A 12,777-nucleotide genomic window follows, 5' to 3' on the forward strand; every position below is an offset into this window, starting at 1 on the left:
TAAAAGAATTTATGGAAGGGGAATTGATATGGAGACAGTTATACAGATAGAAAATGTAAAAAAATCTTTTGGCTCCTTTGAAGTCATTCGGGATTTAACATTTAGCATTCAAAAAGGAGAGATTTTTGGCATAATTGGACCAAATGGGGCTGGAAAAACAACAACAATTGAAATTGTAGAAGGTTTGCAAGAATGTTCGTCTGGCAAAGTAACAGTACTCGGCTATGATCCTTGGAAAGATGCAAAAAAAATGAAGGAAAATATTGGTGTAATGTTTCAACATACAAATTTGCAACCAAAAATTAAAGTAGGGGAGGCTGTAGAACTGTTTGCCTCTTTTTATCCTCATCAGATTGATACAACAAAGGCATTGAGAAAATTAAAATTAGAACCGTTTCGTCATACGTATTTTAAAAATCTATCTGGAGGATGGAAACAAAAATTACTTTTAACTTTAGCAACTTTACATTCGCCATCAATAGTTTTTCTAGATGAGCCAAGTACAGGGTTAGATCCAAAGTCCAGAAGAGAACTATGGAAAATGATTGTTTCGCTTAGAGATGCTGGAACAACCATAGTATTGACAACACATTATATGGAAGAGGCGGAGCAGCTTTGTGATCGGATAGCATTAATGAATCATGGCGTCATAGTTGGTTTAGATACGCCTCAAAAACTTATTCAAAGCCTGAACAAAGATAAATCTATATTGATAGCATGTAAACAAATAGATATAGCATTGGTTCAGAAGATAGTTGGTGTCTTGAGAGTAGAATCGAAAAATAATCTACTTCAAATTTTTACAGATAATTTAGAATGGACAACATTTGGGCTTTTCAAATTAATAAGTACTCAAGGCTGGATTGTAGAAGATTTTCGATTTAGTACAGGTTCATTAGACGACTTGTTTGTCAAATTACCTCAGCTGAAAGGGGAGGTGATGTTATGAAGGCAATTCACATGCTAACTTTAATTGAATTGAAGTTATTTTTAAGAGATTTACAATCGTTGATTTGGACTTTTATTTTCCCATTTGTCATGATTTATTTTTTAGGATTTTTATTTGGTAATTCTTCTGTGGGGGAAATTGACTATAAAACTTTATTAATTCCAAATATGATAGCTCTTTGTCTGTTAAGCACAGCTTTATTTACATTAGGTACTCGAATTGTTAGTTATAAAGAATCCCAGTTACTGAAGACTTATCAAATTACGCCATTACGTTCTATTCGAATCATACTATCTTTTTGTTCATTAGGAGTAATTATTTCCCTTTTTAGTATTATTATCACTTATATTAGTGGTTATTTTATTTACAATATACAACCCCCTATTTATCTACTAGCAGTAATTTTTTCCTTAGTATTAAGCATGGTAACGTTATTCTCGTTTGGAATTTTAGTAACAGGCATTAGCTCCACAATGCAAGGAGCGGCTGGCATAAGTGTTTTAGCATTAAACATACAAACTTTTTTATCAGGTGGAGTAGTACCTTATCAAATTTTGCCTCTACCTCTAAAAATTGTGGCAAAAGCTTTACCATTACACTATGTAAATGACATTTTAACATTTACTTGGACAGGTCAATCAGTCAATTCTATATGGTTAAATATAATAATTCTAATAGGAATGGCCTTCGTATTTATTGTTCTATCAATACGTTTTTTTAGATGGACTTAAAATCATAATTAAAGGTGTGAGCGTATGAATTCTAAAAAAATCAGTAAAAAGAAAATATGGATGATTATAGGATGGGTACAAGGGGTTATTCTCTTGATGATATTACTATATTTAGGCGGGTATTTATAAATTTATTGTAAAGAAATTGCTAGTTCATCATAGTAATCTCATTTTTTATAGCAATTTTTCAAAACTGATTGACAACGGTTTTCATTTGCTATAATCTTTGTGTTAACTTATTTTAAGTTGTAGTTAACGTACAAGGGGAGGCAATTTAGTTTGAAAAAGAGTAGTACATATCAATACGTATTAACAGCATTTGGAGCTGCTATTATTTCAGTTTTGGCACAAATCAGTATTCCAATTCCGTTATCACCTGTACCCATTACAGGGCAAACACTTGCAATTGGCTTAGTTGTAACAATCCTAGGGACAAGACTGGGCACATTATCAGTGCTATTATATATTTTAATTGGAGCGACTGGCTTACCAGTTTATAGTAATTTTTCTGGCGGTCCTAGTATTCTCTTTGGTCCTACTGGTGGTTATATTGTCGGCTTTTTACCAACAGCTATCATTATGGGGCTTTATTTAAAGAAATTTGGTCTTACAATTCCACATGCGATTGTTTCAAATGTAATAGGGATGGTTATTACTTTAGCATTTGGTACAGTATGGTTAAAATTCGCGATGAATCTTTCTTGGATGGGAGCATTTATGTCAGGTGCAGTGCCATTTATTATTCTTGGTTTAGCAAAAGCTGTACTTGCTGCATGGGTTGGCGTCATTGTTCGCCGCCGTTTAGAATCTGCTCGTTTAATTGAAGCAACTGCATAGGAGGCGAATTGTTTTGGCAACGTTATGGACAGGCGGGAAAATTTACACGATGGCGAAAGTTGGCGAAACAGTTGAAGCTGTCCTAGTCAAGGATGGAAAAATAGTGGCGACAGGCTCAGTTGATAGTCTGTCGCCATATGCTACTTCTATTCAGAATTTACAAGGAAGTGTCATGTATCCAGGCTTTGTGGACAGTCATTTACATATAATTGGGTATGGGGAGAAATTAAAGCATATCGATGTATCGAACGTCACAAATAAGGAAGAGCTGCTAACTATTATTGGTGAGAGGATGGTAAGCGCTTTAAGGGATGAATGGGTTATTGCTATCGGATTGAATGAAACACAATTTGATGTACCTATTTTTCCAACATTGATGGAACTAGACGCACTAGGTGAAGCACATCTTATTATAAAGCGTAGCTGTCATCATTTAATTCTAGCCAATTCTAAGGCACTCGCTTTTGCAGGTATTACCAACGATACTCCTTCACCCACGGGAGGCATCATAGAGAAAGTAGAAGGACAGCTAACAGGTGTATTAAAGGACGCAGCTTTATATATGATTGTCAACAATATGCCTCATATCACACCACTCTATATTGAGGATGCACTAAAAAAGGCAGTAGCATCATTACAAAAATTCGGTTTAGTTGGTGGTCATTCAGAGGATTTAAGCTATTATGGACCACCGATACAACCCATTCACGCGTTCCGAAAGGCTGTAGAAGCACAACAATCGTTTAAGGTGCATTTATTGCAGCATCACACAGTATTTGAGGAAGTTGCTAAAATGCAGGAAACATCATCACCTTATATGGAATTTGGTGCCATGAAAATCTTTATTGATGGTGCCTTTGGAGGGCGTACAGCTGCTCTTCGTAAACCTTACTGTGATGAACCAAATAATAGTGGTATGCTTGTTCATTCAACTGAGCAGTTAGAGGAATATGTTCAACTTGCACGTCAGTATGGACAAACAGTGGCAGTTCATGTGATTGGAGATTTAGCCATTGATACCATTTTAGCGGTATTCAAGGATTATCCGCCACTACAAGGGCATATAGATCGTATTATTCATTGTAGCTTAGTGGATGACGATATTTTAGCCAAACTAGCATCCTTACCTGTTGCAGTGGATATGCAGCCTCAATTTGTACAGGGAGAGTTTCAGGCAGAGCTAGCAAGACTTGGTGAGCAGCGAGCGCAAGGGCTGCATCCATTAAAATCGTTTTTAGATCGTGGAATAGTCGTTGCAGGGGGCAGTGATGCTCCGATTGAAGTGCCAAATCCATTGCATGGTATTTATGCAGCGGTGACAAGACGGAATTTCGGCGAAACGCATAACGGCTATAATGCTTCTGAGAAGATATCACGCTATGAGGCAGTGCAACTTTACACTGTTGGAGCTGCACAGATAATAGGTCAGGATCATATTCGTGGTAAGATTAAGGAAGGTTATACGGCAGATTTCACCATTTTCGAAGAGGATTTATTGAGTATCGACATTGAAAAATTACCGCATGTAAAAGTGGTTTATACGGTTGTTGATGGACGTATCGTTTACGCAAATCGCTGTGAGGGTTAATCCTGACAGCGTTTTTTTATGTTTCAGAAACAATTCTGCTATTGCTTACACAAGAAATCGATTTTCTGGATTTTCATTTGACTAATTTTCATTAAATCCAATCGTGCTTTTTCGGGCAAATGAAGTCCCACTTCTTTTTCTTGCTTCAAGAAGTGGGTGTCTTATTTTGTGCGGGATAGCTTATCAAGTTGCTGTTCAAGGTTTTGTACACGCTTTGTTAGTGCATCCACTTGTTGCTGTAGCGTCTGCTGTGGAGGCAAAGGAGTAGTTGCTTTCATTTTCTTTATCATATGAATCATGACAAAAAATATAGCTAGGAACATTACAAGCACTACACTCGTACTAATAATATCTCCAAGGTTAAAACTCTTCTGCGTCATTATTATCTAACCCCCTTAAATTCTTCTCCATTATAGTATTTACTGGATGACCAACCTAAAAGTTTCAAGAAAATATATCCAATCACCAAAAATACACAAATCTTAAGCATCTTTCTGGCATATGATATGGGACAAATTCAAAAAATTTCTATTGTTAAGGTAATTTAGCAAATAGAGCATATCATATAGAAACAAGTGTAATAAGCGAAAATGGGGGAATACGGTAGTATGGACTGGGGTGATTTAAATGCATAGAGCTGGACAAGTAATGCGACATGCTATCTACAATATATATCATTATCGCTTTGATTATATACAGGTTTTCGCGCTTATTCGGGTATGTCAGTTTTTATTTTTTTTACCAGTGACAACGATTGTCTTTAAACTAATGCTGCAAGTAACAGGTTATACGCATATTACTGAGCAAAATATTCAAAGCTTTATTTCACATCCATTTGTCATTTTGATGTTATGTCTAGTAATAATGGTGTTTTTGCTTTTTATTTATTATGAAATGGGCTTTCTTTTTTTAATGGCCTTTTACCAGCAAAGAGGAATTCGATACCGATTTTTAAACATTTGGCAGCGATTGAATCGAAAGGTTTTTTCTTTTTTTAGTGTGCAAATACTTTTTTTTATTGTTTATCTTGTACTGTTATTACCATTAACTTCGTTTATGTTACCTTTAACGTTAACTCAAGCTATTACTATTCCTCGTTTTTTGATGGAAGAGATTATGAGTACTCGTGAGGGCAGATTAATCTATGCCGCTGTCGCAGGCTTTTTAGTCATCATTGGTATCCGTAGTATATTGACATTACCGATTTTTACAATCCAACCCAAAATTTCTATTTTTCGATCATTGATACAGAGCTGGCGTTTTTCAAAACGTGGCCTATTTGAAATCCTCGTTTTATTAGCCATGCTTTTAACTGGTCATTTACTTGTCCTGATAGGAATTACTATTATCGGTACTCTTCCATTGTATATTTTAGAGCGTTTTATACCGAGTATGGCCCTTATCACAGCAGGGGTGACATTAGCATTTTTAGAAATGGCTTTTGTCGTATTATTCACGTTACTGCAAGCAACATATTCACAAGTAATGGTGGCTATTACCTTTAATACATCGGTTTTAAGCAAATTTACGTTTGTACCGAAATTTAAGAAAAGACGTTTAAAACCACTGTCATTTATTGTAGTAGCTGTTTTTATTGCTTTAAGTGTGATGAACACCATTTCCTTAGAGAAAAGTGTCTATGCACCTGATACAAAAATCATTGCTCATAGAGGGTATACAGCAGGCAATGTGGAAAATACAATTAGCGGTCTTGTAAGTGCAGCTAGTGCTGGAGCAGACTTAATCGAGATTGATATTCAGCAAACAGTTGATGGAGAGTTCGTAGTCTTTCATGATCGAACTTTAAGAAGATTAGCAGGTAAAAATGGTGTGATTGCTAATATGACACTTGGCGAATTAAAGACGCTGACGATTCATGCAAATGGTTTTAGCGATAAAATTTCCTCTTTGGATGATTTTATTGAAATTGCAAAGGCACTAAATGTTTCATTGTTAATTGAGTTAAAGGTACATGGAAAGGAAACGGAAGATGCTCTGCCCAAATTAGTGGAAAAGCTTCGTGCTTATAAGGTGCTTGATTCATATTATGTGCAATCCTCTGATCTACAAATGATGACTCAGTTAAAAAAATTGGCACCAAATTTACGTGTGGGTATAGTCTATGCATTAAATATCGGACCGATAGTTGAAACAGTAGACTTTATTGCTCTTGAAGAATCTTGGATAACAGCTGAGCTTATTGCCGATTTGAAGCAACAGAAAATTGATTTATTTGTGTGGACGTTAAATAAGGATCGTTCATTGCATGAATTTATTGAGAAAAATGTCAACGGTGTGATTACTGATCATCCAGATGTCGCCTTAGATATCCGAACCAAGCAAAGTGCGCATCAATACTTTTTACAGCGTATCCTTAATAGAATACAATTTATATTTTAAAAGCATCCTTCCCTGAAATGAGATAAAGGTTAGCTCATTTTATGGAGAGGGAATCATAGATTTTTAGGAGAAATATCAAATAAAATGTGGAGGCTGTAACCTTTTTCATTTAAATACGACTACTTTATGAATTCGTAAATGATGAAGGAGATGCTTTTTTATGAAAATGAAGAAAGTCGTACCATTTGCAATGACAGCTTTATTAATCGGGAGCGCAATCGGTGTTCCATCTGCATTCGCAAACGAAGGAGAGGCAGTTGTGACAAATGCTGCTGATAATAAGGAACAAAATCCACAAGTGCAGCCTATTTTTATAAAAGTGGCTGGCACTGTAGACAATGTTGAAACGCGTGATAAAGCGACATATTATACGGTGAAAGATGGCGAAAATATAAATGTTTTTGTTGTCAATGATGATACATTAGTATTTGATAATACGGGCAAAGAGGTAAAGCTTCAGAAGGGTGATAAAGTAACGGCTTATACGTATGCTAACAAGCCGATGATTATGATTTATCCACCTCAATATAACCCAGAAGCAATCATCGTGGAAACAAAAGAAATGGGAAGTGTTGAGCTTGATTTTTTCAATAAAGATTTAGTCAATACAAATAACACGTTAAAACTTAATATAGGTGAAGCGACAAATTTACTTAGCCTATCTGGTAAAGAGGTAAAGGCAGCTGATTTAGCAGAGCAACATTTACTAGTGTTTTATACAATCGCAACAATGAGCATTCCAGCTCAAACACCACCTTCAAAAGTGGTTGTCATAGATACAATTACTGAAAAGCCAGGTGAGGTTGATCCTGAAGAAGGGGAGCCATCTGAATCTGCTGTACAAGAAATCATTAACAATGATTTTTATGAAGTAGATGGTACAAAAATGGTACCATTACGCTTAATTGCTGAAGAATTAGGCTTTACTGTAGAATCAACAGGAAAAGGTGCAATTGTTTCAAAAGGCGCACTATCTTATACAATTACACGTGGTCAAAAAGAATATGGTTATAATAAGGCAATTCGTCATTTTGAAGCAGCACCAGCTTTATTAGAGCCAACAAAAACTTATGTTCCACTTGAATTTGCAAATGAATTAATGAAATAACAACTATGTTTCCTCCATAGCAGCTAGCTATGGAGGGTTTTTTTTCTTCTTTTTAAACAAATTTCCAATAGTTTGAAAATTATTTTGGACAATAAACAAAAGAAGCAGCACGTTTTTGTTTATATTCTAAATTATAATAATAATCTGATAATTTATTGACTTTTTACTGACCTAAAAATAAGATGTACAATAACCGGTTTAACAAATAAATGCTTTAAAGCAGCAATTGAATGTTTTAATAATGATATAACGACACAAGGGGTGATTGATTTGAAGTCAGTTGTAACAAGAAATATCATCTTCTCTGCCTGCTTTATTGGGTTAATTTTACTAGCAAGTTTTCCAGGCTTATTTGACTTTAGTAATAAAATTGAGCCGAGAATTTTCAGTTTATCCTTCGCCTATTTTTGGCAAATTTCTATGAATGTTTTAATTTTTGCACTATTAATAACTTGGTATTTTGTAGATTCCAAGTATGGGGATTTGGATATTGATATTGAGCCTTTAACGAAAGCCGAATTGCTAGAAAGAGAGGCGACTCGTTAATGCTATCTATTACCTTTATTGTCATCTTCTTTGTCATCGTTTTTGCGATCAATGCTAAAAATTTTGGTGTTAAATCATTCGAGGAATATGCAACGGCACGAGGAAGCTTTGGGGTTATGGCAATATCATTAGCCGTATTTTCAACCTGGTATGTTGGTGCAACATTTACTGCATTTGCAGGCTATTCAGTAGGCTATGGATTTATTGGTCTTTACGTACTGACATATGCAACTTTAACAATGCTTTCCATGTATTTAGTTGCTGAAAAAACATATATTTGGGGTAAAAAATATCATATTAGTACACAGGCTGAGTTAATGGATTTACGCTATAAAAGTAGCATGGTGCGATTAGTAGTAGGCATTGCAGGAATTGTGTTTACTGCACCATGGCTATTAATGGAATGGATTACTCAGGGCGTTATTTTCAACTATGCAACGAACGGCTTAATTAGTCCAGTTGTTGGTATGATTATTGGGATTATTGTTGTGCTTGCTTATGTTTCATTAGGTGGAATGAAATCAGTAATTACAGCGAATATTTTTCAAGGTGCATTTATGTTTTTCGTTGGAACAGGTGTAATGATCTATATGATTTTTAAATTTGCTGGAGGTATATCTTCAGGTATGGATTCCTTAGTGGCTAATTATCCTGAAACATTAACATTCCCTGGACCTGGTTGGGAATTACCTACTCCGTTTTGGACATCCATTATTATAACTAGTGGATTAGGCGGATTCATGTGGCCGTGGGTATATAATAAATTATTTGCCTCAGATAGTATTCGATCCATTAAACAATCGGCATTAATTGCGCCTATTATTGGGGGGATATTCTACGTAGCGTTCCAACTGCTAGGAAATGTATTGTATATGAATGATACAGCAAGAAGTAATCCTGAAGAAGCGTATATGTGGGCTGCTGGACAAATTGGACCATTCGTACTTGCTCTCATGTCTACAGTTATTATGGCGACAAGTATTGCGACAGTAAGTGGAATCATTCAAGCTATGTCAACATCGATTTCTCGTGATATTGCGACCGTTATTAAAAAGGATATTTCTGAAAAAACGGCAATGAAAATAGCAAGAATTTCCGTTTTTATTATAGGAGCGATTTGTGCAGTATTAGCAACGGTAGATGTAGGCGCATTAATTAATGTAGCATTACTATCCTACCAAGGGATTATTATGATTTTCCCTGTAGTCATTCTAGGTCTATATTGGAAGCGTGCCAATAAGCAAGGGGCTATTGCAGGAATGATTGTCGGCACAATTGTCTCCATGACATTAACAGTAACAGCGCCAGCATTTATTGCAGATTTAGGATGGTCTGCTGGTGTCTATGGTCTTATTGTAGCAACTATTATTATGATTGTTGCTGGATATATGAGACCAATAGAGTCACATGTTGAGGATCTGTGGAAAGATGTAGAAACAGCAAGGCAAAATAAAAAAGCAGTTTCGCTAAATGCGACAGAAACAGAACCAGTAACGGCGAATATCAGTCTGGAAAATAAGTAAAACAGGAGGGATAATATGAAAAATACATTATCAGCAGAAAATATCCAGCAAGAAGTATTGGCTACCATAGATGAGATGCGTGAAGAAATCATTCAATTAGCAAGTAATATGGTAAAAATCCCAAGTGTAAACCCAAATTATGATGGAGTCAATAAGGCAGAAGTAATTGGTGGAGAAAAGAATGTGCAGCTATTTTTAAAGCCAATCTTTGAAGGGATTTGTGATGAAGTAGATATGTGGGAGGTCGAGGAGCAACGACCGAATTTAGTCGGAAGAATTAAAGGCTCAGGTAATGGTGGTAAATCTCTTATTTTTAATGGACATATCGATGTAGTGCCTCCAGGTCCGAACTCTGACTGGAAATATAATGATCCCTTTTCAGGTAGGGTGGAAGATGGCAGACTATATGGACGTGGCGCATGTGATATGAAAGGTGGGATTGCTGCTCAAATAATGGCAGCAAAAGCCTTGAAGAAATTAGGTGTGCAATTGAAAGGGGATTTATTGCTAGAAACGGTTGTAGGTGAAGAAACGATGGACCATGAACTAGGAGTTACTGCTACTGTAGAAAGAGGCTATACAGCTGATGCGGCCATTGTATCAGAACCCTCTGGGCCACCACAAAGTTTAGCCGTAGTGCCAGTTAGTCCTGGTGTCATTCGAATGCACATTACAGTCAAAGGGAAAACAACACATGCATCTGTACGTAGAGAGTTTATTCGTGCAGGTGGTAAACATGGTGAAGTTGGCATCAATGCCGTTGAAAAAGGGATGTATATTGTACAAGCCCTACAGCAACTAGAAGACGAATGGGGATTTACAAAAAAACATGAGCTATTTGAACCAGGACATTTCTCGATTCATCCCGGTATCATTCATGGTAAATCCTATGATGTAGATTTACCGTTTGTCGTTTCGGATTATTGTACGATTCAATATGCAGTATGGCACCATCCTAAAGAAACCTTTGAGGAAGTGAAGGCAGAAATTTTAGGACATTTAGAAAGAGCTGTGCAGAATGATTTATGGTTACGAAATAATCCTCCAGAGGTTGAATTTTTATTGCATTGGCCTGCATTTGATGTAGCGGTAGATCATCCAATTGTGCAAGCTACAAGTCGTGCACACCAAGAAGCAACTGGTGAAGAAGCGACTATTCATGGCTTTGTAGCTGTGGCAGATGCAGCATTTTTAAATGCCAAGGGAATTCCTTCTATTATATATGGTCCAGGAAGTATTTTAGTAGCCCACGCTGCTAATGAGTACGTACTAGTTGAGGATTTAATAAAGGCTGCTAAAACATATGCCTTAACAGCCATAGATTGGTGCGGTATTGAGGGATTATAAACGGAGGTGTAGTTAATGGGAAAATTAGATGGAAAGACTGCCTTTATTACAGGTGGCGCTCGAGGGATGGGCAGGGAATATGCTCTACGATTTGCAGAGGAAGGCGCAGCAATCGTTATTACCGATATTGCTAAGGATATTCCGACTGTTGCCTATGAAATGGCAAAGCAATCGGAACTAGCGCAAACCGTGGAAGAAATAAAAAAGCACGGTGTAGATGCCTTAGGTTTAGTAGCCGATGTTCGTAATGCACAAGAGCTTGAATTAGCTGTCCAAAAGACGATTGAGCATTTTGGAAAAATCGATATTCTTGTAACCAATGCTGGCATTCTATCGTATAACAAGCTATGGGAGATGCCAGAACAGCAATGGGATGAAATGCTTGATATTTGCTTAAAGGGTACTTGGTTAACCTGTAAATATGTACTTCCTCATATGATTGAACGTCAAGTAGGAAAAATTTTATGTGTATCATCAGTGAATGGACTTCGAGGCGGTCAAAATGTTGGGCATTATGTGGCTGCAAAACACGGGGTGTTAGGATTAGTCAAAACTTTAGCAATGGAGGTAGGACCCTATAATATTCATGTCAACGCTATTTGTCCTACCGCTGTTGATACAACAATGGCAAATAATCAAGCTACCTATGATCGCTTGGCAAACAAAAAAGGAGCTACAAGAGAGGAAGCGACACCTGCATTTGGCAATCATCATGTTTTCCCACATCAAGATTTTATCGCACCGAAGGATGTTATTAATGCAGCACTATTCTTAGTGTCAGATGATTCCAACAATATTTCAGGATCACATATTGCAGTGGATGCTGGCTATTTGACAATGTAGGAGGGAACCACATGATAGGAAGATTACAGGATAAAGTTGTAGTGATTACAGGTGCTGCACAGGGAATCGGCTTTGCTACAGCAAGAAAATGTGGCCAAGAGGGCGCGAAAGTCGTTATTTCAGATTTTAATGTGGAAAAGTTACAGGAAGCTTCTATACAATTACAACTAGATGGCTTTGATGTTCATGCAGTAGTATGTAATATCACCGATGAAGGGCATATTGCCAAGCTTTATGAGGAAGCAATAAAAAAATATGGCTATATTACAACGGTGGTTAATAATGCAGGTATTTTTGTCAATAATACAGCTGAAACGTTTGATGCGATCACCTTTGAAAAAATTGCCAATATCAATATTAAAGGTGTGATGCTCAGCACTAAACATGCCATTCCGTATTTGAAGGGGCAAGAGGGTAGTTCTATCATCAATCTGGCATCTATTTCAGGTATGATCGGTACTAAAAATCATAATTTGTATATTATGACAAAGCATGCAGTGGTAGGTATTACACGAAGTACTGCCGTAGAGCTTGGGCAGTATGGAATACGTGTTAACGCAGTGTGCCCAGGATTAACAGACACGAATATGGCAGAGCAGCTCATCGAGGGAGATGGTGGCGGTCAATCCATTCGACAGGCTTACGAAAATGCCTATTTATTAGGACGATTAGGTAGACCAGAAGAAATCGCCAATACAATTTCTTTCTTAGCCTCCAATGAAGCATCCTTTATCACAGGTGCGTTAATACCAGTGGATGGCGGCTATACGGCAACTTAAACACATCTAAAAAACAGTCTATTTTTATGTAATCGATAAAAATAGACTGTCATGTTGTTGAAATACTATTATGTCAATGACATCAAGGTGACAAATTAAAAAGTATAGCCCTTTTTCAAAACGAGG

Annotated in this window: 12 protein-coding genes; 11 read left to right on the plus strand and 1 reads right to left on the minus strand. The window is 36.7% G+C overall.

Annotated elements, in window-relative coordinates; all coding sequences use genetic code 11:
- Positions 1–28: 28 nt before the first annotated feature.
- From AC3WOM_RS20975 to AC3WOM_RS20990, 4 genes are all read left to right on the plus strand, one after another.
- Positions 29–949 (plus strand): ABC transporter ATP-binding protein, encoded by a 921-nt coding sequence (locus tag AC3WOM_RS20975; protein WP_427537836.1) that lies wholly within the window; start codon positions 29–31, stop codon positions 947–949.
- The gene (locus tag AC3WOM_RS20980) at positions 946–1,680 is read left to right on the plus strand and encodes an ABC transporter permease (RefSeq protein ID WP_492448192.1); all 735 of its coding nucleotides are present in this window, start codon (positions 946–948) and stop codon (positions 1,678–1,680) included. Before AC3WOM_RS20975 ends, AC3WOM_RS20980 begins: the two co-directional genes overlap by 4 nt.
- Positions 1,681–1,959: 279 nt before the next feature.
- Positions 1,960–2,517, plus strand: a complete 558-nt coding sequence (locus tag AC3WOM_RS20985; RefSeq protein WP_427537842.1) for a biotin transporter BioY — start codon at positions 1,960–1,962, stop codon at positions 2,515–2,517.
- Positions 2,518–2,530: 13 nt separating this feature from the next.
- Complete coding sequence (locus AC3WOM_RS20990; RefSeq protein WP_492448193.1) at positions 2,531–4,105, plus strand: amidohydrolase; 1,575 nt, start codon at positions 2,531–2,533, stop codon at positions 4,103–4,105.
- Positions 4,106–4,266: 161 nt separating this feature from the next.
- Here the strand turns inward: AC3WOM_RS20990 and AC3WOM_RS20995 are convergent, their stop codons facing one another.
- Positions 4,267–4,485 (minus strand): hypothetical protein, encoded by a 219-nt coding sequence (locus AC3WOM_RS20995; protein ID WP_427537848.1) that lies wholly within the window; start codon positions 4,483–4,485, stop codon positions 4,267–4,269.
- A 247-nt stretch (positions 4,486–4,732) separates the two neighbouring features.
- On the opposite strand from AC3WOM_RS20995, the gene AC3WOM_RS21000 reads away from it, so the two are divergent.
- From AC3WOM_RS21000 to AC3WOM_RS21030, 7 genes are all read left to right on the plus strand, one after another.
- Positions 4,733–6,505 (plus strand): glycerophosphoryl diester phosphodiesterase membrane domain-containing protein, encoded by a 1,773-nt coding sequence (locus AC3WOM_RS21000; RefSeq protein WP_492448194.1) that lies wholly within the window; start codon positions 4,733–4,735, stop codon positions 6,503–6,505.
- A gap of 160 nt (positions 6,506–6,665) precedes the next feature.
- Entirely contained in the window at positions 6,666–7,613 is a 948-nt protein-coding gene (locus AC3WOM_RS21005) for a stalk domain-containing protein (RefSeq protein ID WP_492448195.1), read from the plus strand.
- A 270-nt stretch (positions 7,614–7,883) separates the two neighbouring features.
- A complete protein-coding gene (locus AC3WOM_RS21010) occupies positions 7,884–8,159 on the plus strand; it encodes a hypothetical protein (RefSeq protein ID WP_492448196.1) in 276 nt (91 codons plus the stop codon).
- Positions 8,159–9,682, plus strand: coding sequence for a sodium:solute symporter family protein (locus tag AC3WOM_RS21015; protein WP_492448197.1), 1,524 nt, complete (start codon positions 8,159–8,161; stop codon positions 9,680–9,682). The genes AC3WOM_RS21010 and AC3WOM_RS21015 overlap by 1 nt, the downstream gene beginning before the upstream one ends.
- Before the next feature lie 15 nt (positions 9,683–9,697).
- Positions 9,698–11,029 (plus strand): ArgE/DapE family deacylase, encoded by a 1,332-nt coding sequence (locus AC3WOM_RS21020; protein WP_492448198.1) that lies wholly within the window; start codon positions 9,698–9,700, stop codon positions 11,027–11,029.
- 15 nt (positions 11,030–11,044) lie between these two features.
- On the plus strand, positions 11,045–11,872 hold the full coding sequence (locus AC3WOM_RS21025) for a mycofactocin-coupled SDR family oxidoreductase (RefSeq protein WP_427537866.1): 828 nt from the start codon (positions 11,045–11,047) through the stop codon (positions 11,870–11,872).
- An 11-nt stretch (positions 11,873–11,883) separates the two neighbouring features.
- A complete protein-coding gene (locus tag AC3WOM_RS21030) occupies positions 11,884–12,651 on the plus strand; it encodes an SDR family NAD(P)-dependent oxidoreductase (RefSeq protein ID WP_427537870.1) in 768 nt (255 codons plus the stop codon).
- The last annotated feature ends 126 nt before the right edge of the window (positions 12,652–12,777 follow it).

The organism is Lysinibacillus sp. FW301-JW8, assembly GCF_058788755.1.